At 45.0% G+C, this 25506-nt stretch carries 19 protein-coding genes and 2 tRNA genes; 14 read left to right on the forward strand and 7 right to left on the reverse strand.

Annotated features, from left to right (window positions below; all coding sequences use genetic code 11):
- Nucleotides 1–7: 7 nt before the first annotated feature.
- From OC193_RS11025 to OC193_RS11035, 3 genes are all read left to right on the forward strand, one after another.
- Nucleotides 8–1816: a DUF3413 domain-containing protein gene (locus OC193_RS11025; RefSeq protein ID WP_048659760.1), complete on the forward strand. Its 1809-nt coding sequence runs from the start codon at nt 8–10 to the stop codon at nt 1814–1816.
- Nucleotides 1817–1954: 138 nt separating this feature from the next.
- Nucleotides 1955–2045: transfer RNA gene (locus OC193_RS11030), tRNA-Ser, on the forward strand.
- Nucleotides 2046–2492: 447 nt separating this feature from the next.
- Nucleotides 2493–2583: transfer RNA gene (locus tag OC193_RS11035), tRNA-Ser, on the forward strand.
- 77 nt (nt 2584–2660) lie between these two features.
- Here OC193_RS11035 and OC193_RS11040 read toward each other — a convergent pair.
- Nucleotides 2661–4787 carry a methyl-accepting chemotaxis protein gene (locus OC193_RS11040; RefSeq protein WP_048662052.1) on the reverse strand — a complete coding sequence of 709 codons (2127 nt, stop codon included), beginning with the start codon at nt 4785–4787 and terminating at the stop codon, nt 2661–2663.
- Between the two features lie 194 nt (nt 4788–4981).
- Nucleotides 4982–5902 carry a histone deacetylase family protein gene (locus OC193_RS11045; protein ID WP_048662051.1) on the reverse strand — a complete coding sequence of 307 codons (921 nt, stop codon included), beginning with the start codon at nt 5900–5902 and terminating at the stop codon, nt 4982–4984.
- A gap of 260 nt (nt 5903–6162) precedes the next feature.
- On the opposite strand from OC193_RS11045, the gene OC193_RS11050 reads away from it, so the two are divergent.
- On the forward strand, nt 6163–6849 hold the full coding sequence (locus OC193_RS11050; RefSeq protein ID WP_048662050.1) for an SDR family oxidoreductase: 687 nt from the start codon (nt 6163–6165) through the stop codon (nt 6847–6849).
- A 7-nt stretch (nt 6850–6856) separates the two neighbouring features.
- Entirely contained in the window at nt 6857–7858 is a 1002-nt protein-coding gene (locus OC193_RS11055; RefSeq protein ID WP_048662049.1) for a DUF3080 domain-containing protein, read from the forward strand.
- An 18-nt stretch (nt 7859–7876) separates the two neighbouring features.
- Here OC193_RS11055 and OC193_RS11060 read toward each other — a convergent pair whose 3' ends face one another.
- The 3 genes from OC193_RS11060 to OC193_RS11070 all read right to left on the reverse strand — a co-directional run bounded on the left by OC193_RS11060 (nt 7877) and on the right by OC193_RS11070 (nt 12751).
- A complete protein-coding gene (locus OC193_RS11060) occupies nt 7877–9871 on the reverse strand; it encodes a DNA topoisomerase III (protein WP_048662048.1) in 1995 nt (664 codons plus the stop codon).
- A 115-nt stretch (nt 9872–9986) separates the two neighbouring features.
- Complete coding sequence (locus tag OC193_RS11065) at nt 9987–10535, reverse strand: NAD(P)H nitroreductase (protein WP_048660801.1); 549 nt, start codon at nt 10533–10535, stop codon at nt 9987–9989.
- A 206-nt stretch (nt 10536–10741) separates the two neighbouring features.
- Entirely contained in the window at nt 10742–12751 is a 2010-nt protein-coding gene (locus OC193_RS11070) for an NADPH-dependent 2,4-dienoyl-CoA reductase (RefSeq protein ID WP_048660802.1), read from the reverse strand.
- Nucleotides 12752–13030: 279 nt separating this feature from the next.
- On the opposite strand from OC193_RS11070, the gene sppA reads away from it, so the two are divergent.
- Nucleotides 13031–14881: a signal peptide peptidase SppA gene (sppA, locus tag OC193_RS11075; RefSeq protein WP_048662047.1), complete on the forward strand. Its 1851-nt coding sequence runs from the start codon at nt 13031–13033 to the stop codon at nt 14879–14881.
- Between the two features lie 118 nt (nt 14882–14999).
- Nucleotides 15000–16016, forward strand: coding sequence for an asparaginase (ansA, locus tag OC193_RS11080; RefSeq protein WP_048660804.1), 1017 nt, complete (start codon nt 15000–15002; stop codon nt 16014–16016).
- Nucleotides 16017–16159: 143 nt separating this feature from the next.
- Here ansA and OC193_RS11085 read toward each other — a convergent pair whose 3' ends face one another.
- Nucleotides 16160–16441, reverse strand: a complete 282-nt coding sequence (locus OC193_RS11085; protein WP_010437067.1) for a YeaC family protein — start codon at nt 16439–16441, stop codon at nt 16160–16162.
- A 113-nt stretch (nt 16442–16554) separates the two neighbouring features.
- On the opposite strand from OC193_RS11085, the gene OC193_RS11090 reads away from it, so the two are divergent.
- Nucleotides 16555–17361, forward strand: coding sequence for a DUF2989 domain-containing protein (locus OC193_RS11090; RefSeq protein ID WP_048660805.1), 807 nt, complete (start codon nt 16555–16557; stop codon nt 17359–17361).
- A 178-nt stretch (nt 17362–17539) separates the two neighbouring features.
- Here the strand turns inward: OC193_RS11090 and msrB are convergent, their stop codons facing one another.
- Nucleotides 17540–17977: a peptide-methionine (R)-S-oxide reductase MsrB gene (gene msrB, locus OC193_RS11095; RefSeq protein WP_080967323.1), complete on the reverse strand. Its 438-nt coding sequence runs from the start codon at nt 17975–17977 to the stop codon at nt 17540–17542.
- Between the two features lie 319 nt (nt 17978–18296).
- On the opposite strand from msrB, the gene gap reads away from it, so the two are divergent.
- The 6 genes from gap (at nt 18297) to OC193_RS11125 (ending at nt 25409) form a co-directional block, all read left to right on the forward strand.
- Nucleotides 18297–19292, forward strand: coding sequence for a type I glyceraldehyde-3-phosphate dehydrogenase (gap, locus tag OC193_RS11100; RefSeq protein WP_017059382.1), 996 nt, complete (start codon nt 18297–18299; stop codon nt 19290–19292).
- A gap of 242 nt (nt 19293–19534) precedes the next feature.
- Nucleotides 19535–20419: a D-hexose-6-phosphate mutarotase gene (locus OC193_RS11105; protein ID WP_048662046.1), complete on the forward strand. Its 885-nt coding sequence runs from the start codon at nt 19535–19537 to the stop codon at nt 20417–20419.
- A gap of 299 nt (nt 20420–20718) precedes the next feature.
- Nucleotides 20719–22755: a methyl-accepting chemotaxis protein gene (locus OC193_RS11110; protein ID WP_048662045.1), complete on the forward strand. Its 2037-nt coding sequence runs from the start codon at nt 20719–20721 to the stop codon at nt 22753–22755.
- 190 nt (nt 22756–22945) lie between these two features.
- On the forward strand, nt 22946–23761 hold the full coding sequence (gene rlmA / locus OC193_RS11115) for a 23S rRNA (guanine(745)-N(1))-methyltransferase (protein ID WP_048660809.1): 816 nt from the start codon (nt 22946–22948) through the stop codon (nt 23759–23761).
- A 75-nt stretch (nt 23762–23836) separates the two neighbouring features.
- On the forward strand, nt 23837–24790 hold the full coding sequence (locus OC193_RS11120; RefSeq protein WP_048660810.1) for a ChaN family lipoprotein: 954 nt from the start codon (nt 23837–23839) through the stop codon (nt 24788–24790).
- Nucleotides 24791–25055: 265 nt separating this feature from the next.
- Nucleotides 25056–25409 (forward strand): hypothetical protein, encoded by a 354-nt coding sequence (locus OC193_RS11125; RefSeq protein ID WP_048611520.1) that lies wholly within the window; start codon nt 25056–25058, stop codon nt 25407–25409.
- The last annotated feature ends 97 nt before the right edge of the window (nt 25410–25506 follow it).

Genomic DNA, 25506 nt, shown 5'->3' on the forward strand with positions numbered 1-25506 from the left:
ATTATAAATGGTAGACAGCGCAAACTCATATAGCGATCGTGTATCTCGACTGGTTGGTTGGGGTCACTGGTTTGCATTTTTCAACATCATTGCTGCGATGTTGATTGGTACTCGTTATATTACTCAATCTGCTTGGCCAGAAACCTTGCTAGGTCAATTTTATTTGGCTGCATCGTGGGTTGGTCATTTTGGCTTTTTAGTGTTCGCGCTCTATCTATTAGTGCTGTTCCCGCTCACTTTTATTCTTCCGTCGAGGAAGTTATTACGTTTGGTTGCGGTTTGTTTTGCGACCATAGGTTTAACTGTCCTACTGATTGATACCCAAACGTATCAAAATATAAACCTCCACCTGACACCTGTCGTGTGGGAGGTTTTATTCAGTGGAGAGGAATCTGCATTCACATCTGATTTGCAGCACCTCTTCATTGTTATGCCATTTATCTTCTTACTACAGCTTGGTCTGTCTGAGTGGGTTTGGCGTAAGCAGCGTAAACTGTCTCATAAACACATTGGCCGTCCGATTACTGCCGTCTTCTTCTTGTGTTTCATCAGCAGCCACTTGACCTACATGTGGGCTGATGCGTATTTCTATAACCCAATTACTAGCCAGAAAGCGAACTTCCCACTGTCTTACCCAATGACAGCGAAAAGCTTTATGGAAAAACATGGCCTATTAGATCGTGAAGAGTACCTTGAGCGTTTAGAAGCGAACAAAGAGAACGTAAACCTAGTTAGCTATCCGCTAGAAAAAATTCAATACAACCGCCGCAGTGATGATCTTAATATCCTGATGGTGAGTGTGAACAACCTTCGCGCTGACGCACTAAATGCGACAGCGATGCCAAACAGCTATGCTTACGCACAACAGTCGATCAACTTCACCAACCACTACAGTTCAAGTAACGATATGTTTGGTATTTTCGGCTTGTTCTACGGCCTGCCGAGCAGCTACGCAAGCAGCATAGAAGCTCAAGGGTCAAGCGCAGTATTGTTGGATGTATTAGATAATCACGATTATAAGTTTGCTGCTTTCAGTGGCGACAACTTTAGCGATTCACTTTACTCGGATATTATCTTCCGAGGCCGTGATGTGATGCCAGAGCAAGCAACTTATGATGATCAGAGTGCAATCAAAGCTTGGTCTGACTGGATTCAATCACCGCAAGCTAAGCGCCCTTGGTTTAACTTTATTGAACTGACTACACTGGATAACTTCGCCAGCTACGATTCCAGTTCAGAGTCGGACTCAACGTTAACAACAGCAGAACGTTTTGCTGCAGATTATCAAAAGTCAGCAACAGCGGCCGATGCTCAGTTAGCAACTATCTACGCTGAACTGGAACGCTTAGAGCTCGCCGACAACACAGTAGTTATCATTACCTCTAACCACGGTACTGAGTTTAACGAAACCAAAACCAACAGCTGGGGTGCAAACTCCAACTACAGTCGTTATCAGTTACAAGTACCACTGTTTATCAGCTGGCCAGGTAAGTCTGCTTCTGAATACACCCACCGTTCTAGTCATCTAGACGTATCAGTAACACTGATGCAAGAGCTATTGGGCGTATCTTCGAACCCAACGGACTTCAGTAGTGGTCGCAGCCTGTTTAATGAGCGTAAGAGAAAGTGGATCCTCGCGGGCGACTCTCGTGAACTTGCTCTTGTTACTGACAAACAAACAACGGTATTAGATAAATTTGGCAACTACAAATTGTACGACCAGAATTACAAACGCTTGAAAAACGTAAGCCCTCGCTTACCTGTGTTGATGCAAGGCCTGACTGAGCTACAGCGTTTCTACACAAAAAATGACTAAATAATCAGCACACAGAAAAGGGAAGCCAATGGCTTCCCTTTTTTATTGCCGTGAGTGATTAGAAAACAAGCAACAAAACAAAATTATGAAAATTAAGGGTTTACAAGATCCTCTGCCCCTTATATTATTCACGCCACTGGAGGGATGGCTGAGTGGTCGAAAGCACCGGTCTTGAAAACCGGCAACCGTTAATAGCGGTTCTAGGGTTCAAATCCCTATCCCTCCACCACATTAAAGAAAGCCGCTGAGAAATCAGCGGCTTTTTTGCATCTGAAGCTTTTTAAAATATAAAGCTCATCGAACAAAACTCTCTGCAGTCCCAGTTTCAAACTCATTCACTTTATACCTAGTTTTAAATTCCAAACTCAGAGTTCTAAGCTACAAGTTCCTAGTTAAAAGTCCCTAGCTGAAAGTTCTTATGCCTAAGTCACTCCCCTCATAACTTTGCCTGCAAGCCAATTAGATACTTTCTTTTTTTAATGGTACAGAAACACTTCGCGTATAACGAAAGTTAGGAATACTTGGCTTATTGAGTATTAGATTTTGTCGGCTTCTTAATAAACCGAACAATAAATAATCATTTAGAACAAAAACACCAAAAAGCGTTCATAAAAAAAGCAGTCAGTTGATAAGGGTATTTACAAGCGAAAGCCACCCTTATATTATACGCGCCATTGGAGGGATGGCTGAGTGGTCGAAAGCACCGGTCTTGAAAACCGGCAACCGTTAATAGCGGTTCTAGGGTTCAAATCCCTATCCCTCCACCACATTAAAGAAAGCCGCTGAGAAATCAGCGGCTTTTTTGTATCTAAAATTTACGTATCGGGCTTACACAGCCTTTCCACTACGCCACCTTTCGGCTCACTTCAAAGCGCCCTATCAATTGGTCTAGGCGGCTCAATGCATTACCCATTAACGAAACTCGGCGTGCGAGTTGTTTCGTCGACAGTTGTAGGTCAGAGATAGAACGTTGGGCTTTATCTGCCGTTTGTCCATTTTTCTGACTGTTCTCATCTAGGTTAGACATGGTCGTAAAGAGATCAGCTACTGCTGCTTGAATTTGCTCACTGCGGGCGTTCGAGTCAACGGTTAAATTACCTTTACTCACATTCTCAACGCCTCGCTCCATAGACTCAACAGCGCTGCGAGACTTGGTATGCAGCTCTTTCATTAGGTCACTGATATGGTTGGCGGCTTGTGAAGTTCGATCAGCTAAAGTTCTTACTTCTGAGGCAACCACAGAAAACCCTCTTCCGTGCTCACCTGCTCTTGCAGACTCTATGGCCGCGTTCAATGCCAGAAGGTTCGTCTGCGCTGTAATGTCGGTAATGATGTCTATAATGTCAGACACTTTGGTCATTTCATTATTCACCTCATTTACGCTGTGGGCTGAGCTTTCTACAATATTCCGCACAATCTCCATTCCTTCAACCGACTGATTGTATTCCTTCTCCGCATTAAGAACGGCTTTCTTCATTACTGTATCCATTTGCGTTGCCGAAACGGTCGCATGAGTAATTTCACTCTGTTGATACTGACTTAGGTCCAACATGTTGCTGAGCGCCAGTGACGCATCATCGCTGGTTTGCTTCATCACGACACTCCGACGAAACATCGATTCCGATACTTCTCTTACTTCGTGACTCGCATGAATCAAATCGCTCACCGTACTATCTAAATTGTCGATAAAGCTGTTAGTCCAACGCCCCAAATTACCAAGTTCATTATGGCTGAATGTGGTTGGATCAAGCCTCCGACTTAGGTTGCCATCACCTTCGGCTAAGGTTTGCATCACCCCTGTCATTTCATAGACTTTATTTGCTAGTGGTTTAGCACTCACTAGACGGAATAAACCGAGAGCGAGAAGCGCACACACGAACATGACACCGCTATACAAAAGAGGGGTTAACGTATAAAAGTGAGCAAGCAGTAATGGAACAGATAGAGGCAGTAACATGCAGCCGATAAAATGTTTAGATAAGGTGTAACTTAGGCTTCGATCTCTATAGACCTCTTCTAAGTCAGACTCACACATCATGCCGAAGGTGTCTGGTGAACCGTCCAGTTGAAAAGTGATACCTTTACCGATGACCGGAATGTGGCGATAGTCGGAATACCCCGGGTAACCAATAAACAGGTTGCTGCCATTTTTGATGGTTTCTCTGACACCGGGATGAAGTTGATTCGTGGCAGGATCCGTAAATCGAATCTCAAATTCAGTGTGCTGTTGGATCTTAACCGTTCCCCAATCAGTATGAATCCCTTGTTTTAAGTTCTCGCCATGTGAAAAGGTATTATCTTCAAAGCGGGAACGAGAAAGCGCGACACCTGGCTGAATTTGAGGGTCATGAAGAGAGTCGACCATAAAGATATAGTTATCACCCGACTCACTATAAATATGCCCCGCTTCTCGCTGAATAATGTCACCAATGACATCATTAGGAACACGACCACATAAGAACTGCTGAGTCCCTTCGTCCCGAGAAAAGGGCACATAAAACATCAGCGTGACTTGATCATGAAACGATGAACTCGAAGCTCCTACGTTCAACGTGCGTGGATCCATATACGGCCCGTGTAGATAACGCTTCGATGCTCCTTCGACTAAAGCCTTCTTATCTGCAAGAGTTGCTCCGATATGGTCGTGATAACTCGATGCTTGCGCGACACCTTTAGAATCGACGATCGCCAGCTCAGAGAAATCCGTGCCACGTTTAAGAAGACTTGATAATGTACTTTCCGCCTGCTCTTCCGTTCGGCTTGCCAAATAAACGGCAGAGTCTTCTAAAAAGTCCCATTGGTTCTTCACCCAATTATGAAGAAGTTGAACTCGAGTATGGGCGATACTTTCAAATGTTTGCTCGAGCTCTTCTGTCCTACTTCGATTTAGAAAATAGGCTCTACGCATTGCTAGTTTCCCTGTTGCGCCAAACCACTTAAGCCAACTGCGTTCCTTGTCCGTCAGGTTCATTTACATCCCTTGTGTTTTTATATTCACAAGGGTAAAGCAATTTACAGACCAGAATTAATCACACAAATACGTAACCAATTAATAAAAAAGTAATTTTTGCGCATCAACGTGGTGCAAGTTGTGTCTTTTTTGGTGCAACAGATACTTCTTCTTTATCACCTTTTCCATGAGGTTACAGTGGTTAATTTGAGAAGTTAATCGTAAGCATGATGAGCCGCTTTCAAAAGCTGCATGTGAATAGGAACCAGATCTTCATGCTGTGTTCGATAGCCGCCACCAACAACACACGCCATCGGAATAGATTCTGATTTCGCTAAGCCGATCATCAAGCAGTCGCGTTCAAATATGCCTTGAGTAGACACATTCAAATAGCCCAGTTCATCGTCTTGATGGATGTCGATACCCGCATCATAGATGATGAGATCAGGTTGATGATGGGCAATCGCCAGCTTGGTCACTTGTTCGAAACACCTTAGAAACTCTTCATCTTCAGTTTCACGGCTTAATGGCACATCTAAATCCGATAATGGCTTTCGTGCAGGGAAGTTTTTATCACAATGGAAAGACAGAGTAATAATCTCATCGCTGTCTTGGCAAAGCGTCGCTGTACCATCGCCATGGTGAACATCACTATCGACAATCAACACTTTATCTATGTGCTCAAAGGTCAACGCTCGCTTCGCTGCCAGCACAAGATCATTCAACAGACAAAAGCCACTACCAAAGTCATGATGCGCGTGATGGTATCCACCACTCAAATGAATCGCTAAACCACTCTCTATCGCCATTTCTGCGGCCAAGCAAGTTCCCCCGCTAGAATAGAGCGTTCTTTCAATAAGTTGCTCACTCCACGGAAAGCCGATACGCCTCATCTTTGCCGCAGGCAGGTTTCCAGAAACAAGCAAATCCACATACTCGCTATTGTGTACCTGTTTTACTTGCTCAACCGAAACGGGCGTTGGTTGGAACACTTCAAACCTGCTCTTCCACAAGGGTTCGCTATCCATTAGCGCCTCAACAGCACTGTGTAACAACTGATATTTGTTAATCGGATAACGGTGACCTTCAGGTAAAGGCAGTTGCGAGTAGATTGGGTGGTAAATTAAAGGAATCATAATCAAGTTAATTGCGTATCTTTCTCAAAATCATAACAGTCTCAGCCTTGGCGACAACCTTAATTAATGATAATGATTATCACTACAAAACTTTCAACAAGAGACGGCAATGAAAAACGTAATACTCATCCTTGGGGTGATCTGCGGCTCGATGGCTGCAGTAATGATTTTTGTAGGAATGCTAATGGCCAGTTGGTGGACCGTTGATTTTCTCGTGTTAAGCCATCAAACTTAACTAATTGAACTGAAAAGGAATCACCATGAGCGTTATTTTTATTACTGGAGCGAACCGCGGCATTGGCTTAAGTTTGACTCAACAATACTTGAAAGGTAATCACAAGGTGTACGCAACTTACCGTGACGCCTCATCAGCAAAAGAACTGCTCTCACTCGCAGACCACAACAGCAACCTAACCTGCATTCAGTTAGAAATAACCGATTACCAAGCGGTGAGCCAACTTCCCTCTCAAATTCCGTCGATTGATATCTTGATTAACAACGCTGGCTACTATGGTCCTAAAGGCTACGGACTGGGTAACACCGATGTCGAAGAGTGGCGACGTGTTTTTGAAGTCAATACGATTGCGCCATTGAAGCTTGTCGAAACGCTATTACCTGTTCTAGAAAACAGTGACGTGAAAAAGGTAGCTTGCTTGTCTTCTCGAGTAGGCAGCATGACAGAGAACACCTCTGGTGGTGGCTACATCTATCGTTCCTCTAAAGCGGCTCTTAACTCCGTTGTGAAGAGTTTAAGCAACGACCTAACCGATGGTGGCTTTACTGTGTTAGCGCTGCACCCAGGCTGGGTACAGACTGAAATGGGCGGGCCCAATGCTCTAATCGATACAGACACTTCGGCATCAGGCCTTATCAAAGTCATCGAACCTGCCAATACCGAAGTAAGTGGTCACTTCTTCAATTTCGATGGCACCGAGATAGACTGGTAGGCTCCCCATGAATCATCGCCTTCTTGCAAATTTACTGCGACGTTCGCCACTGGTTTTGTTAACCGTGGTGCTCGGTGGGTGTTTTGGGGAAGGCCCTGGAGACTTATTTGACGACTATCAAACTAAAATAGCCAGGGTACAAGACGCTGATGAGATCAAAGAGAACTGGGAGTTTGAGGCGTTACCAAGAAAGCGAGAGCTGTTACTGGATATACCTTCGCTCTCTATCGGACTCATCGACAGCTACCAGCTTCGTCAGTGTGGGTTATTTAATCTAATTGCCGAGAGAAATTCAGTACTCGGAAAAGTCGCGGACGAGTTCCGAAATTATGATTATCAGGGCGCTCTACTGGAAGGTGTGGGGCAATGTTTAGCTAATCACAAGCTAGACCCAGAGATCGTAGAATTACTAAAAGAAATTGAGCAACAGAAACTCGCACAGTTTCCGCTACATCAATGGAATCTCATCTATGCCAGTGATGCCATGCAGTCGCAAATGCGGGGGAGTCAGTGGTTGCGTGCGGATATTGGCGATCAAGTAAGACAGACAAGCGACGCCCTAAAACATATTAATCAAGCGTTAAACACGTCGCTCGTTTCGGGTAAAACCATTGAGGTGCAAGAAGTACTGGAGAAGAGTTCTACGCTTGGAGATTTGTACTACTCGCTCGCTCGTGCTTCGGCAGAATTGGATACCATTACTAAGCAACTCACCACCTTTGATGCCAATATCATCTGTGGTAAGCAACGAGACACCACTAAATTTCGTTATCTCAACAACGTCTTCGAACAACAGTATATTGGCAAGGTTCAGCCTTACATGGCTCAGCTGGATGGCTACTATCAGCAGTTAGCATCGCAGCTTGTTATGTTTGATGCTCAGCCAGAACTTCACAGCTATTATTTTCCCATCAAAGATACGCACCAAGCCTTTCGCACATCAACTCGCCGCCATGTGGACTATTGGCAGCAACTGTTTAAACGTTGTGGGCGTAAAGTCGGACGTTAATCCTAACCTCAATAAGTCTTAGCTTTTAGTGCCCTTTTTAGCGGAAGAGCCTTTCTTAGCATACGTACCTTTGTTGGCATAAGACTTCTTAGCACCGCCACCTTTACGACGTTTAAACGCTGGTCTTTCGACTTTAGGAAGGTAGCGGAGTGATTCAGGCACTTCCCCTGTTTTCACTGTCCCCATTAAGCCATCAATCTTGCTTTCTAGCGCTTGCATGAAAGGTTGGTACGCTTGATTTCGTTCAGCCATGCCTTGTAACTGATGCTCCCAGTGTGCCGTCATGTCAGGAAAGGTAGAGTCCTCCGGTAGAGCATGAATCAAGCCTCTACCCGCAGGGCTACTATGTATACTCTTACCTTGACGCGTTAGCAGTTGTCTTTTGAAAAGGGTATCTAGAATGCCTGCCCGGGTTGCTTCTGTGCCAAGGCCATCGGTCTCTTTCAAAATGGCTTTGAGGTCTTTGTTCGCAACAAAACGCGCGATACCTGTCATCGCTTGAAGCAAGGTCGCTTCAGTAAAATGTTTTGGTGGCTCAGTTTTTTTATCACCAGTCACGCCTTCACGACACGTCAACACAGTCCCTTTATCCAATGGAGGAACCGTATCCGTGCCATCACCTTTCTCTTCGGTGTCCGTTTTGCCCATCAACACTTTCCAACCTGGGTTGATAAGCTGACGTCCTTTCGCAATGAACACGCCACCAGCGATATCAAAGACTAGCTTAGCATCGGCAAAAACCGCAGGTGGGTAGAACTGCATTAGATACTGACGAGCGATTTGCTGATAGATTTTCATCTCATTGGCAGATAAACCATTCACCGATGACTTCTTCGGTGTTGGGATTATTGCGTGGTGAGCATCCACCTTACTGTCGTTCCATGCTTTTGATTTAAGAGAAAGGTCCGCACCTTGAGCGCCACTTTGCAGCTCTTTCGCATTGTTAGCGATAGCATCAACGATCGATTCTCGCTGCGAGTAGTGCTCTTTAGGTAGATAGCGGCTATCAGAACGCGGGTAAGTGATGAGTTTGTGTTTCTCGTACAAAGACTGACAAGTGTCTAACACCTGCTGAGCACTCATACCAAAACGCTTAGACGCATCAATCTGCAAAGCTGACAGCGAGTAAGGCAGTGGCGCAGCTTGTTTACTTTGCTTTTGCTCTGATTCCGTCACCGTCGCGGGTTGATTCGCAATTCGCTGAGCAACGTTCTCAACCAGCTTTCGATTGAGCACGCGTCCTTCTTCATCTTGCCACGGCTTACACGCTTCACTTGGTTTCCAACGAGCACGAATATCAAAACTCTGACCGTTGTTTTGGTAAGGGATCAAAGCATGCAAAGTGAAGTAATCCTTTGGAATGAAGTTTTCGATCTCTTCATCACGCCTCACCACTAAACCAAGTACAGGTGTTTGTACTCGCCCTACCGACAACACGCCTTGGTAGCCAGCCTTTTGACCAAGCAAGGTATAAGCTCGGGTCATGTTCATGCCATACAGCCAATCGGCTCTAGAGCGTGCCAATGCAGAAATAGACAGTGGAATAAAGTCACGGTTACTGCGCATTTGAGAAAGCGCACGCTTCACAGCAGGTAAGTTCAAGTCGCTGATAAGCAGCCTGTCCATCGACTCTTTTTTGGCCTTGGACACTTTGCAGTAATCGATCACTTCATCCACCAGCAACTGTCCTTCTCTATCTGGGTCTCCCGCATGGACAATTTGGGTGGCGTCCTTCAATAGCTTTCGGATCACCGTGAGCTGTTTGCTCGACGTCTTACGCGGTCTTAGTTGCCATTGCTCTGGCACAATAGGAAGATCGGCTAAATTCCACTTCTTATAACGATCATCATAAGCATCTGGCTCAACCTGCTCCAATAAATGTCCAATACACCAAGTCACCACATCTCCATTACCACATTTGATAAACCCTTGGTCTTTCTTTTGTGGATTAGGGAGTGCGGCGGCAATCGCGCGGCCGAGGCTTGGTTTTTCAGCAATAATAAGGCGAGACATGTTTTTCCAGATGCTACAAACAATTAGGGCCACATTATCTAATGTGGCCCTAATAAATCAAGAAAAACTGGTTGTTTATACAGTTAGCATTCCACTATTCAAGCTTCAGCTTTCTTTATAAGAACTCGACGAACTTTGAGAAGTCACGCTCTGGCACTTTCATTGGCGTACAGCCCGGAGTACCTAGGTATAAGAAGCCAACAATTTCGTCATCGCCTTCGAGGCCAAATGCTTGGTGTACTTCTGGGTGGAACATCCATTTACCTGAGCGCCAAAAGCCTTGGAAACCTTGTGCGACTGCAGCCATTTGCATCGCTTGAGCAGCGCAACCTGCAGAAAGATGTTGTTCAATCGCTGGTACTTTTTCATGCTCGGTTACTTTAGCAATCACGGTGATCACCATCGGAGCTCGGAACGGCGCTTTTTTTACTTTCTCGATAACCGCTTCTTCGCTTGCATCCGCTTCAGCGGCACGCACCAAGATGTCTGAAAGCTTTTGTAGACCAGAACCTTGCGCGATAACAAAGCGCCAAGGTGTTAGTGCACCGTGGTCTGGAGCGCGCAGCCCTGCTTTAATGATGTTTTCTAACGCCACACCTTCAGGTGCTGGATCAGAGAGTTTTGCGATTGAGCGTCTGTTGAGCAATAGATCCAAAGCATCCATTTGAAGTCCTTACTAATTTTTATTGTTTGTATAGTTGAACTTTAGCACAGAATACAAACGATAATAAATCTCAACGGCTGTCCATTTGGGCTAGATTAGAAACAATAAAGGCCCCTAAATCTATGACTTAGGAGCCTTGTTCAAAATCTAGCTCAGCAAATTAAGTAACAATATCTACCGATAAGATTACAGTTTGATGGCTGATTCTATAACTTAATAGCTAACTCAACACCTTGACGGATAGCACGTACTGCATCCAGCTCACCGGCATAATCGGCACCGCCTATCACGTGCAGTTTGCCACCAAACTCTTGCCACATATCTTCAAATGGACGAACTGACACCTGACCTGCACACACGATAACGGAATCGGCATCGAGGACCTGTTCTTTCTTGCCAATACTGATATGCAGACCTTGGTCATCAATCTTGTTGTAGCTCACGCCACCCAGTAGATTCACGCCGCGCTTTTCTAGCGTACGTTTATGAATCCAACCTGTGGTTTTACCCGGGCCTTTACCAACGCGCCCCGCTTTACGCTGCATCACCCAAACCGTTTTGTCGCTGAATGAATCCGGGTAAGGATACAAACCACCTGGGTGTTCCATGTTCTTATCAATTCCCCACTCATGCAGCCAATCGTCTAGGCTGTGTGAAGTCGGCTCTGTCAGCATAGTTGCCACATCGACACCGATACCACCAGCACCAACAATCGCGACCTTTTCGCCTACTGGTGTCTTTTCGCGAATCAAGGTTTGGTAATCGACCACGTTTTCTTGGTCAATGCCCTCAATATCGAGCTTTCTTGGCTCTACGCCAGCAGCCATCACTACTTCATCGTACTTCAACAACATCTCAAACGTTGCTTCGGTATCCAGTTTCAGATTCACGCCGGATGCATCGATTTGGTTAGCAAAGTAACGAATCGTTTCTCTGAACTCTTCTTTGCCCGGGATCTGCATTGCCAATCTGAACTGGCCGCCGATACGGTCATTTTTTTCAATCAAGTCAACCTTGTGTCCACGCTGCGCTAAAGTCGTTGCACAGGCTAAACCGGCTGGGCCTGCGCCGACAACCGCAATGGTCTTAGTCGCTTGCGCTGGCTGAACAACAATTTCAGTCTCGTAACAAGCTCGTGGGTTCACCAAACAGCTCGCTCGCTTACCCTTAAACACGTTATCAAGACAAGCTTGGTTACAGCCGATACAGGTATTGATGAACTGCGCTTGGTCTTGAGCGGCTTTATTAACAAAGTCCGGATCTGCCAAGAATGGACGCGCCATTGAAACCATGTCGGCCTGTCCTGAACTGAGGATACGTTCGGCCTCTTCTGGCGTGTTGATTCGGTTACATGTCACCACTGGGATCGACACGTATGGTTTCACTTTCTCGGTTACCCAAGAGAATGCGCCTCGTGGTACTTGCGTCGCGATAGTCGGAACACGAGCTTCATGCCAACCAATACCGGTATTGATGATAGTCACACCTGCTTCTTCTAGCTTCTGAGCCAAAAGAACAACATCTTCAAAGGTGCTGCCTTGCTCAACCAAATCCAGCATCGACAGTCGGAAAATAATAATGAAATCTTTACCCACCGCTTCACGAATCGATTTAACGATCTCTAACGGGAAACGCATACGCTTCTCGTAAGAGCCGCCCCACTCGTCGTAACGCATGTTGGTGCGCTTACAGATGAATTGGTTAATCAAGTAACCTTCCGAGCCCATGATCTCAATGCCGTCGTAACCCGCGACTTGAGCGAGCTCGGCACTGTTGGCAAAAGCACCGATGGTCTTTTTGATCTGACGAGGGCTCATCTCACTGGGTGCGAACTTAGCGATTGGCGCTTTAATGCCAGAAGCACTTTGCGCGAATGGGTGCATCGCATAACGACCGGCATGCAATAGTTGAAGCGCAATTTTACCGCCGTGCTTGTGGACGGCTTCGGTAACAACTTGGTGCGCTTTGGCGTGCTTTACTTTACTGAATTCAGCACTAAATGGGGTTAATCTGCCACGTAAATTAGGAGAGAAACCACCGGTAACAATAAGACCAACGCCTCCTTTTGCTCGCTCTTCATAAAACGCGGCAAGTTTGTGTAGGCCTTCTTTATTTTCTTCTAAACCTGTGTGCATTGATCCCATCAATACACGGTTACGTAACTGAGTAAATCCAAGATCGAGTGGTTCAAGTAAATGTGGGTACATGGCAGACATCACTTCTATTATTTTATCCTTGTGGTCAGACCACAGTATAGTTCAATCACCAAAAGTTCAAACAACCGTTTACATTTTTGTAACACCGATCATAATGCTGAAGGTATTAATCGTTCAGAACCCCTTAATTTGACTACACTTAATGAGAATATATATCGATTAACAATTCTTGGTGTAGTTTGAGCTTGGGAATTATCGTAGGATACTAAGCAGTTCATATTATTGAGATTAATGGTACTACGGCTTGTTAAAGCGACGTGATCTCACTGCGGAGACAGAATGAAAAAAATATTCAAATTTATAGGTATGATCTTTAAAGGGATTTGGAAGCTCATTACGTTTGTACGTCTTGCGCTGGTTAACCTAGTCTTTTTACTCAGTATCGCCATCATCTACTTTGTGTACTTCCATTCAGATACGGCTCAACCGACGGTTCCACAGGATTCAGCTCTGGTGCTTAACCTGTCTGGTCCTATTGTAGAACAAAGTCGCTATATCAATCCGATGGATTCGGTCACGGGTTCGCTGCTTGGCAAAGACCTTCCAAAAGAGAACATCCTGTTTGATATCGTTGAAACGATTCGCTACGCAAAAGACGATGACAAGGTTACAGGTATCGTTTTAGCACTCAAAGAGTTGCCAGAAACCAACCTAACCAAGCTGCGCTACATCGCTAAAGCGTTGAATGAGTTCAAAGCGGCAGGCAAACCTATTTATGCGGTGGGTGACTTTTACAACCAAAGCCAATACTACCTAGCAAGCTACGCAACTAAAGTCTTCCTATCACCAGATGGCGGTGTTCTTCTTAAAGGTTACAGCGCTTATTCGCTTTACTACAAAACCTTATTAGAGAAGCTAGACGTAAGCACACACGTGTTCCGTGTGGGTACTTACAAATCAGCTATTGAGCCATTCATTCGTGACGACATGTCAGATGCAGCGAAAGAGTCCGCTTCTCGTTGGTTAAGCCAACTATGGGGTGCGTACGTTGATGACGTCAGTAACAACCGTCAGATCGACGCTAAAACACTGAACCCAAGCATGGACACCTTCTTGAAAGAACTTGAGTCTGTCGATGGTGACATTGCAAAACTGGCTGAGAAACTTGGCTTAGTGGATGAGTTAGCGACACGCCAACAAGTTCGACTAGAGCTTGCAGATGTTTTCGGCAGTGACGGTCAAGACAGCTACAACGCGTTTGGTTACTACGAATACCGTGCAACCATGCTTCCCGACATGACCAGTGAATCACACGACGTTGCCGTGATTGTTGCCAGCGGCGCAATTATGGATGGCAAGCAGCCACGTGGGACAGTTGGCGGAGATACCACTGCAGCCCTACTTCGCCAAGCACGTAACGACGATAAAGTGAAAGCCGTTGTACTTCGTGTAGATAGCCCAGGTGGCAGTGCCTTTGCTTCAGAAGTTATTCGTAATGAAATAGAAGCGATCAAGCAAGCGGGTAAGCCAGTTGTTGTGTCGATGTCGAGTCTTGCTGCTTCAGGTGGTTACTGGATCTCGATGGGCGCAGATAAGATCCTAGCTCAGCCAACCACACTAACGGGTTCGATTGGTATCTTCAGTGTTATCACTACCTTCGAAAAAGGGCTGAATGATATTGGTGTTTACACGGATGGCGTTGGTACGTCACCTTTCTCAGGTCTTGGTATTACAACTGGACTTAGCGATGGCGCGAAAGACGCGTTCCAAATGGGCATTGAAAACGGATACCGTCGATTCATCAGCCTAGTTGGAGAAAATCGCGGCATGGAAGTCGATGCGGTCGACAAGATTGCTCAAGGTCGAGTTTGGACAGGTCAAGATGCGATTCAGAAAGGCTTAGTCGATGAGATTGGTGATTTCGATGATGCGGTTGCAGCGGCGGCTTCACTTGCAGAGCTTGAAAGTTACAACATCTACTGGGTAGAAGAACCACTTTCGGCGACTGAGCAATTTATTCAAGAATTTATGAACCAAATTCAGATGTCGATAGGCCTTGATATTCAGTCAATGATTCCAAGCAGTTTACAGCCCGTTACTCAACAGTTAGCTCAAGATAGCCAGCTGTTAGGCAACTTTAACGACCCACAAGGCCGATACGCTTTCTGCTTAAACTGCCAAGTTCAATAAGATAAGCTCAACGCTTTATTATCAAGAGGCACCTCTGTGTGAGGCGCCTCTTTTTATTGCATGATAATTCGCTATAATCGCCCCCCTGTTCCCTATATCACACTAAGTATTAATCGCCATGGAAAGAAAACACATCTATATCGCGTACACCGGCGGCACAATTGGCATGCAGAAGTCTATTGACCACGGCTATGTTCCTGTCGCAGGTTTCATGGATAAGCAGCTAGCTGGCATGCCTGAATTCCATCGCCCAGAGATGCCTGAGTACACCATTCACGAATACTCTCCATTAATGGACTCTTCAGATATGACGCCACTTGATTGGCAGACCATCGCTGATGACATTCGCGCGAACTACGATAAGTACGATGGTTTCGTTATCCTGCATGGTACAGACACTATGGCATACACCGCCTCTGCACTGTCTTTCATGCTTGAAAACCTCGGCAAACCTGTGATTGTTACGGGCTCTCAGATCCCCCTAGCAGAGCTTCGTTCAGACGGACAAGCAAACCTGCTGAATGCACTGCACATTGCAGCAAACCACCCTATCAACGAAGTGACACTGTTCTTCAACAACAAGTTGATGCGTGGTAACCGCAGCACAAAATCACACGCAGATGGCTTCAATGCGTTTACTTCTCCAAACCTGAATCCTTTGCTAGAAGCGGGTATCAATATCCAACTTAGCAATAACGTAAAGGTAAACGAACAACCTGAAGGCGCTTTCAAGGTTCATAACATTACTCCGCAACCTATTGGCGTAATCACAATGTACCCTGGCATCTCACACGAAGTGATTCGCAACACGTTATTGCAGCCTGTGAACGCAATGATTCTGCTTACTTTTGGTGTTGGTAATGCACCACAAAACCCAGAACTGCTTCAACACCTTAAAGACGCATCAGAGCGTGGTGTTATCGTGGTGAACCTTACTCAGTGTTTAGCGGGTAAAGTGAATATGGGGGGTTACGCGACAGGTTGTGCACTGGCAGAAGCTGGCGTTGTCAGCGGTTATGATATGACACCGGAAGCGGCACTGGCGAAGTTACATTATCTACTAAGCCAAAACCTAGGCTACGAAGAAGTGAAGGCTCAAATGCAACAAGTGTTGCGTGGCGAGATGAGTTTATAACCAGTTCACAGATTCATGTTAAACCCAGTTATTCGATGATAGCAACGGCGGCTTAACGTGAACTAAATCGTTTTATTGCTTATAAATAAACGAGTTAAACTAAAAGGGGTGGCACATTGCCACCCCTTTGTTGTAATTTAAGCTTAATGATTCGGGTTAACCCTAACAATGTCTTCTTGATCTGACTTAAACTGTTTCTTTAGTTCAGACTTAGATTTAAAGCTAATTTCACCACCAGCTGCAATTGTCATATGTTGAGCTTCAGAGTTATGTTTAGATTGATATAACATAACCGCTTGCATACACGAGTCACGCTGTTCTTTTGAGAGCGCCGTACCTTCTGGCCATTTACCCGTTTCAACTGCGTAGGTTAAACGTTCGTAGACCTCGGGGGTCATTGCGCTAAGAAGTTGTTCTGCATCCATGGTAAAGCCTTAGTTTTAACAATTTTCACCAGAAAATAACCCGTAACAGAATTGAGTCAAGAACCTGACCGATAATAAGTGCATTTGATCACAAGTGAAGGAATATGAAAATTATGAAATGGTTGGCGATTAGCCTATTGCCTTTCACTCTGGTTGGGTGTCTTGAAGGGAACAAAAATACCGATCAACTGTGCCAAAGCAACCCGGGCCTTCAGTGTGAACAATTGAACATGAACGATGGGCAATGTCGTGTCGCACGTACCGATCTTATCTGGCATCGATTTGAAGTTCAGAAGCAACCTTCCGAAATCAACAAGATCAAAGAATTTGAATTAGTCACTGCCTACAAAAAGTGCTTAGAGCTTGCAGCACAAATTGAGACTATTGATCAATCTAAACTGCAAGAGCGCCGCTTTACTTCTTTAATGCACAGCATCGAAGAGTCTGAGCGTATTGTTGACGAGCTATCGAAATCCGATACACCAGAAACGCTTTACTTCTTGTGGTCACAAACTGGGGACACCAACGCCAGACGCAGTTTCCTACAGCTAGAAGGAAAAGAAGCATTAAATACAGCAGAGATGCAATATGCCTTGGCAACCTTCTACACCACCCGCGATCATGCAAAGACACTTAAGTTACTCAATAATGCGCTAACGCTTTCTAATGGCTCAGTAGCCAACACTGAAATCTTCAAGTCGATGGCAAGTATCAACCATAGCCTTGGCCATATGGAAAAAGCGTACGTTTGGGCGATGGTTGCCAAAGACTTTGACGTGCCGATTGCTTCTGAAGCAGAGCTAACTGTGCTGTACCGTTTCGACAAGGCAACCTATAAGAAGCTAAATAAAGACGCAGACAACATCGTCGAAGCTATTGAGGATGGAGTTTACAGCCCTTCAATCGTCCCGAATTACTGAGCGCACCATTTAGTGTGTTCTAACCTAAGCTTCCGATTCATTCACCCGCTTTCAAAAAAAACAGCTACCTTTCTGGTAGCTGTTTTTATTTGTACTAAAGTTAATTCTGAAATCTTGGGACGTTCAGCATTCCTAAATCGGCAAATGTGACCTGTAAGGATTAGACAATAGTTACAAGTTATTTCGTACTTTCGTCATTTTTGTTGAAAATTAACGACACCGAATTAACACAGAATCGTTCACCTGTGGTCTTCGGACCATCAGGAAAAACGTGACCTAAATGGCTATCACAGGCGTTACAACGGATCTCTACACGCTTCATTCCGTGACTTAGATCTTCTATATAGCGTACTGCTTCATCATTCACTGGGGCATCAAAACTTGGCCAACCACACCCAGAGTCGTATTTGTTATCCGACAGAAACAAAGGGCTTTCACAGCATGTGCAGCTATAGACGCCAGTCTTATGGTTGTGCAGTAGCTTACCGCTATATGGGGCTTCAGTACCACGTTCACGACACACTGCAAATTCGTCGTCTGTTAGGCGCTCACGCCAGTATTCATCAGGCTTTATCATATTTCCTCCCTTTTGAATCACGTTAATATTTCTCCACATTCTCAGTTATTATATTTACTTTTTTCTATAAAGGCTTGCATATCAGTCGTTTTGTAGCACATACTTTCTCACCAGGAAACATTGTACATATACACTCATAAGTGAATCATCATTTAGGGGTATTTTACCCAACTGGAAGGGTACAGAGCCACTTGCAATGGTCAATTTTCAACCACTTACACCCAATTGTTAAGAAAAGCGTCGCTTTTTTTTGACATTAAACAAGTTAAGTCGGATTATCTATTGCAGATGTATACTGGATTCTGTAATTTTACTACCAGTTATCTTTAATCAGAAATTAAGTTGTGGAGCAACTACAATGACTATCAAAGTAGGTATTAACGGTTTTGGCCGTATCGGCCGTTTCGTATTCCGCGCAGCTCAAGAGCGTGCAGACATCGAAGTAGTAGGTATTAACGATCTAATCGACGTAGAGTACATGGCATACATGCTTAAGTACGACTCAACTCACGGCCGTTTCAACGGTACTGTTGAAGTTGAAGGCGGTAACCTAATCGTTAACGGTAAAACTGTACGTGTTACAGCTGAGCGTAACCCAGAAGATCTTAAGTGGGATGCTATCGACGTAGACGTAGTTGCTGAAGCAACTGGTCTTTTCCTAACTGACGAGACTGCACGTAAGCACATCACTGCTGGCGCTAAGAAAGTAGTTCTTACTGGTCCTTCTAAAGATGCAACTCCAATGTTCGTAATGGGCGTTAACCAAGCATCTTACGCTGGTCAAGACATCGTTTCTAACGCTTCTTGTACTACTAACTGTCTTGCACCTATCGCTAAAGTACTTAACGATAAGTGGGGCATTGAGTCTGGTCTTATGACTACAGTTCACGCTACTACAGCAACTCAAAAAACTGTAGATGGCCCTTCTGCTAAAGACTGGCGCGGTGGCCGTGGTGCTTCTCAAAACATCATCCCATCTTCAACTGGTGCTGCTAAAGCTGTAGGCGTTGTTCTTCCAGAACTAAACGGCCTTCTAACTGGTATGGCTTTCCGTGTACCAACTGCTAACGTATCTGTAGTTGACCTAACAGTTAACCTAAAAGAAGCTGCATCTTACGAAGAAATTTGTGCTGCAATGAAAGAAGCTTCTGAAGGCGAAATGGCTGGCGTTCTTGGTTACACTGAAGACCAAGTAGTATCACAAGATTTCATCGGTGAAGTTCAAACTTCAGTATTCGATGCTAAAGCTGGTGTTGCTCTAACTGACAAATTCGTTAAAGTTGTATCTTGGTACGACAACGAAATCGGTTACTCAAACAAAGTTCTAGACCTAATCGCTCACATCTCTAAGTAATTTCTTTTTAGAAATAGCTTTAGATAAGCATTAGCGAAGACTGTTTTGAGCAGACTTTGAAAAAGGCGACCTTAGTGTCGCCTTTTTAATACCTGCTATCTTTTAAACCGCGTCTATCTAAGCTCATCAAGATAGCCCAAATGCAAAATTCAATTCTAATACTGGCTCTGCTTGTTACTTATGAAAACACAAGCATCACTCTAGTCAGCATTTGAATTCAATTTCCTTAGAAGGATCATGTAATGGATTTATCTACTCTACCTGCACTGGCGGTACTTTCTGACAACGTCACTATCGTTGAACACGAAGGTGTAAAACTGGTTCGCGTTATCCACGATAAAGCAAACGCAGCGATTTCACTGTTTGGCGGCCATGTGGTGTCATTCCAACCGCAAGGTCAAGAAGACCTGATTTGGATGAGCCAACAAGCTAAATTCGATGGTAAAACGGCTCTGCGTGGTGGTATTCCAGTATGCTGGCCTTGGTTTGGTCGCATTGCAGCACCTGCACATGGTTTTGCTCGTTCAAGTGAATGGCAGTTGGTTGAGCACCGTGAAAGCGAAGCTGGCGTGATTGTTAGCTTAGGTCTGAAGCCAAGCGAAGAGACGCTAGCAGTATGGCCTCATCAGTTCGATGCACGTTTGAATGTTGAGATCGGTGAGCAACTAAAAGTAACCCTGGACGTGAAGAACACAGATTCACAACCATGGACTTTCTCTGGTGCGCTGCACACTTACCTAAACGTTGCTGACATTCATAACACCACCACCACAGGTATGGGCGCTGAGTACATCGATAGCCTGCAAGGTGGCAAGATCTGCCAAGGCGGTGATGAACTGGTACTAACCGACACGATTGACCGTGTTTACACGCAACCAGAAACGCAAATTTTTGTTGCTGACAAGAAGCTGGATCGCACGCTAACAGTTGAAAACCACGGTCATAACTCTGCAGTACTGTGGAACCCGTGGGCCGAAGGTGCTGCTGGTATGGGTGATATGCAAGACGACGGTTACCTAACCATGTTATGTGTTGAATCAACGCTGCACGCACCAAGCCTAGAAGCAGGCAAAACATTGCAGCCTGGCGAAAACCACCAGCTGATTACAGTGATTTCCTCAAACTAGACCTCTAGCGAGTTTAATTAAAAACAAAAATGCAGCTCATTGAGCTGCATTTTTTATTGCCCCTAACCTCACACGCACCGCTTAGTAATCAATGCTTTAGCACAAGCCTATTAGTCCATCACCTCTTTGTTCAACCCCGCACCATTTAGCTCTCATCACTCAAATTTATAAATATAACCATCAATTCATTAATTATTATCAATTACTGCCGATAAATAAGTACCTATGATAGAAAGCTCAATAACAAACTTCCTTAAAACCACTTAACAACACCTCAATGAAGACAGGATAGTGAATTCATGTTCGAGAAATACAAAAATCAAAGTGTTGGCTTCCAACTTAAGTTGGTCATTTTGCTGTGCTTGCTTATCGCTTTTGGCTCCATTGCGACACTCGTGTATAGAAATGCCTCTCAGGTGTTATTAGACAACACGTTAAAAGAACACCAATCCAAAGTTGAAGCGATGGCCAAAACCATCTCTGGTCAGTTCGATGCCTACTTGCATACCGCCAAAGTTTTAGAGTCCACTTTTCGTAACGGTTACCTAGCAGGTGTTTATGTTGAAAGTTATGACGTTGAGTTCAACGGTCATTCTATTCCTAACATGACTCAATACGGTGAGAGCCTAATCAACGACACCAAACTGGTTGATAGCTTTACCCGTGACACCGGCGCCGTAGCAACCCTATTTGCTCCATTTGGCGATGACTTTATTCGTGTGTCTACCTCTCTTAAGAAACCTTCTGGTGAGCGAGTTGTTGCAACCACACTAGGGCAAAACCATCCGGGCTATAACAAGCTCAAAAATGGCCAACCCTACTACGCTCAAGTGAAGCTCTTCGGGCAACGCTACATTACCTACTATGCACCTTTAACGAATGCACAGGGTAAAGTAAACGGTGTTTCTTTCATCGGCTTACCGGTTGAGGAAGCAACACAAAGCCTATTTGAATCTTTACGCTCTGTATCATGGGGTGATACTGGCTATACCATCATTGTTGATAACGAGAAAGAACACCAAGGCCAATACTTATTGCACCCGACTAACGTTGGCGGTGGTAAATCGATTGTTGACGTGGCTGACTACGACGGTAACAAACCTTTCTATCAAATCTTTGAACAGCCATCGGGGCTAATTCGATACCCATATCAGTATCAAGAAACGGTTGGAGAGAAATACCTGGTATACACAGAAGTTCCAGGTTGGGATTGGAAACTGCTTGGCGGTACATTCATTAAAGAAGTGACCAAAGGCAGTGACGATCTACTAAAACTTATCGCGATCATCTCGGCCTTGATTGCCGCCGCGACAATCGTAGCGTTAACCTTCGTGTTAAACCGCACACTGACACCACTAACCACGTTAAACGAGTACATGCTGCGTTTAGGAAAAGGCGAAGTAAGCCTACATATTCCAAACAATGGTCAGCAGACTAAGAACGAAATCAGTAACCTAAATACCGGCGTTGCCAACATGGCAGCCCAGTTGAATACACTCGTGGGCGAGATTCGTGCGACCAGTGACCAAGTCCAGAATAGCTCGAGCAGTGTGTCACAAGATGCAAGCCACAACTTAAGCCAATCTGACCGCCAGCAAGCACAGGTTGAACAAGTCGTTACAGCCATAGAAGAGATGGCCACCTCTGCTGAATCAGTGGCGCAGCAAGTAAACAGCATTGCTGAAAATGTTCGCCTTGCCAATGAAGACAGCCAGAAAGGTTTAGAAGTCGTTGAAGGTGTGTGTATTGATGTTGCCCAACTCAACGATCAATTAGACAGATCGGCATCGGCCATTGAACAAGTGAGCTCTGATAGCGAAAGTATTCAAACCGTCACCAAGATGATTGATGACATCGCAGAGCAAACCAACTTGCTTGCATTAAACGCTGCAATAGAAGCGGCGCGTGCGGGCGAGCAAGGTCGTGGCTTTGCCGTGGTAGCTGATGAAGTAAGAACATTGGCTCATCGTACACAAACGTCAGTCCAAGACGTGGTAAGCATCATCGAAAAGCTGAAATCGTCAACCCACAATGCCGTAAACCTGATGACGCAAAGCCAATCGAATGCCAACCAAGTACTCGATAAAGCGCAAGAAGCAGGCACCGCACTAGAGTCGATTGCCTCTCAAGTTGAATCTATTGCTTCTCAAGCTGAAACCATTGCTGCGACATCCGAAGAGCAAGCTCAGGTTTCTCAAGAGATAGCAGCTAACGCGCATGCGATCAGTGATTTGAACCAGCAGAGCCGTGAAACCAGCGCTAAGACCTCTCACAGTGCTGATGAACTTCAAAAACAAGCGGAATCGTTGAAGAATCAAGTTAACTTCTTTAGTTAGAAGCTGAACTCTCTGTTTTATCAGTGACTCGCTAATACCAATAGAGCCAACCATGCGTTGGCTCTATCTATTCTCGGATGGCTCTATCGACTCTAGGATTGCCGTTAATCAACACAGCTGCGTTTATTCTAGCGCCCCACTATGCTTCCTGTTAAAATTTTGGACTTGAAATTTCTACCTCGAGTTCGCAATGACTTACCAATGCCCTTTGTGTCACCAACCTTTATCTCAAAACGATCGTACGTTTAAGTGTGAAAAGAACCATCAGTTCGACCTAGCGAAAGAAGGCTATGTCAATTTGATGCCTGCGCACCACAAACGCTCAAAAGATCCAGGTGACAACAAAGAGATGATGCAGGCACGTCGTCGCTTCCTTGAAGGTAACCACTATGACCCAATGCGCCAAGCGGTGGTGACGTTGTGTTCTCGCTACCTACCAGAAGAGGCGCCTAGCCTATTGGATATTGGTTGTGGCGAAGGGTATTACACCAACGAAATTGCTGTGAATCTTCAAGAAAAGAATGGTGCTACTTTTGGCCTAGACATTTCTAAAATTGCTATCAAATACGCCGCTAAGCGCTACCCTGCTGTCGACTTCTCAGTTGCATCAAGCCATCGTCTTCCCTTTGCGGAAAATAGCTTAGACGGCATTCTACGCATTTACGCACCTTGCAAGGCTGAAGAGTTACAACGCACCATCAAAGATAATGGTGTGGTGATCACCGTAACACCCGCTAGCCGACACCTTTATCAGCTGCGTGATGCGATTTATGATGGCGTTCGTTTGCACGATGAAGATCCAGAGATGATCGAAGGTTTTATGCTTGAGCATCAAGAGCAACTAAACTATATGATGGAACTATCGGGGTCAGATGCATTCGACCTACTACAGATGACGCCGTTTGCTTGGAAGGCGAGTGAAGAGTTTAAACAACAACTCACCGAAGCCGAGCAATTCAACTGTGAAGCTGACTTTATGCTGCGGGTGTATCGCAAACAAAATTAATTGATATTGATTATCGTTTGCATTGAATTCTTATCTTGCCTCCTTTAGTATGCGTGTTCTTCAAGGAGGCATTTCATGCAACGTATTATTCTTATCGGATTAGCGACTCTTCTCACGGCTTGTGCTAGTCAACCAGCAAAAGACACTTCTCAAAAAGTGACTCAAAAGGAATCTGTTTCCACATTCTATGACTACCAGTTCGCTTCTCCACAAGGCGAAACGCTTTCTCTCGATGCATTACCTAAACAGCTAATTGACGCTGATGTAATTCTTATTGGCGAATGGCACACTCATTCTGCTATTCACCGCTTCCAAACCGATTTTTTAAAAGCGCGCTTTAACGCGACATCAAACATTGCGCTTTCAATGGAACAATTCACTCGAGAGCACCAAGCCACACTCGACCAATACTTAAACGGTGAAATTGGCGAACAAATTCTCCTGTCTCAAGCGGCAGCGTGGCCAAACTACGAAAGTGATTACCGTGCGCTCGTTGAGTTCGCCAAAACCAACGACATCGATGTTATTGCAGCAAACGCACCAAAGCCTTTCGTTCAGTGTATTGGCCGTAAAGGGTTACCTTACTTAGATCAGTTATCGACCGAGCAACGCCAATGGATTGCCGCAGAAGTCGATACGGGTGATAGCCCTTACAAAGAAAAGTTTATGGCTTCCATGCATCACGGTACACCAGAACAAACGGAAAAGCAGTTTGCCGCTCAGGTCACATGGGACGAGACCATGGCCGAATCGATTGTGGATTACCTAGCATCAACCCCAGAGAAACAAGTGATTCATGTAGCCGGTAAATTCCACACAGAAGGTGGTTTAGGGACGGCGGCATCAATTCTACGTCGTAACCCTGATTTGAAAATCGCCATCATCAGCCCAGTTGAAGAGATCTCATCAGATAGCAGCGATTATCAGCTTGAAGTGCTTTCGCCACCGGCTCGCTTTGTTAAGAAAGAGAACCGAATGAAGGCATACAAGCACCTATCAAAACGCAGCGCTAGCCTAGAATGCGACTAAACCACTCTTCTAAGCTGAAAAGTCGGTGGGCTAATCCTAGATAATTAGTCCATCGTCACAACTTGATCACGTTCCCATCATTCATCCTAACTCTATCTAAAATCAAACATTCTTATCGGCACAAGATTTGCTTAGTAAATAGACGATTTAACCAAGCAGATGAAAATGTAATGTGCGCATAAAAAACATCACTACCGATGATTAATTGCACAAGTTTTTCACACCTCTGCCGATACTATATTTAAGGATAGGTAAGGAGAGCGATATGACGCCAGTAGGAACGAGTAATACTCAGCTGTATTCACCTTCGCAAATGAATGCACAAGCTAAAAGCACTGAAGCTGAAAAGCCTGCACCGCTAAAGGTTGAGCAAAATACCGTCAAGCTTTCTGATGAAGGCAAAGCCCTATTATCTGCCCTTAAAGAAATCGATAAAGAAGCCAAGAAAGTCGAAGCTGAAAACGCGACCGTTACCGATAAGGTTGAGTCATTTGCTCATGGCGCTTTAGGTATGGATCACCCAGATAAGATTGAAGAAGAGGACGATGGTTCTTATTCAGCTGGGCAATACTTATCCGCAGCGGCAACCGTGGGTGGCATTCTACTTGCCTTAATCTAACTTTCCCCTCTGTTACTGCACCTTCCTCTCTGCATTAAAGCGATTTGTCGTCACGACAACAGACCAGATTTGGTCTAAAAAACGAGTTCATTCCATA

The organism is Vibrio crassostreae (assembly GCF_024347415.1).
GTDB lineage: Bacteria > Pseudomonadota > Gammaproteobacteria > Enterobacterales > Vibrionaceae > Vibrio > Vibrio crassostreae.